At 48.7% G+C, this 421-nt stretch carries 1 protein-coding gene; it reads right to left on the minus strand.

Annotated elements, in window-relative coordinates; all coding sequences use genetic code 11:
* Positions 1 to 421: O-antigen ligase family protein (locus tag DWZ67_RS20555; protein ID WP_243635199.1), on the minus strand; the 421-nt coding region annotated here is incomplete at both ends.

The following is a 421-nucleotide window of genomic DNA, read 5'->3' on the forward strand; positions in this document are numbered from 1 at the left end:
CCTGCAGATATTCATTGAATGCATATTCCGGACTTCCCGCCACACGTTCCTCCCACGGTTCATAATCACCTGCTGCAAAATAAGTTTCCTGCGCATTTCCGTAGGCTGCTGCGAAATTATGAATCCCATATCCGGTCAACGGCTTTTCTGCAATGGCACGACAAGTTATCTTCCACATGAAAAGACGGCCACGTGCAGAATCGGGTTTCAAGACAAACAGTAAATAGCCTGCCAATAGCAAGACACAGAATCCACCGACCACTACCATCACCACACGCTGCCTTTGCTGCTGCCATAATAATCTGAACTTATCCGTCCAATCCATATGCCAAGCATATACACACAGACAGGAAACTCCTGCCGCCAACCATGCCGAACGGCTCATTCCTGCCGGAAGCACACAAAGGATAAGCAGCATCAC

The organism is Bacteroides sp. AF34-31BH, assembly GCF_003602795.1.
GTDB lineage: Bacteria > Bacteroidota > Bacteroidia > Bacteroidales > Bacteroidaceae > Bacteroides > Bacteroides uniformis.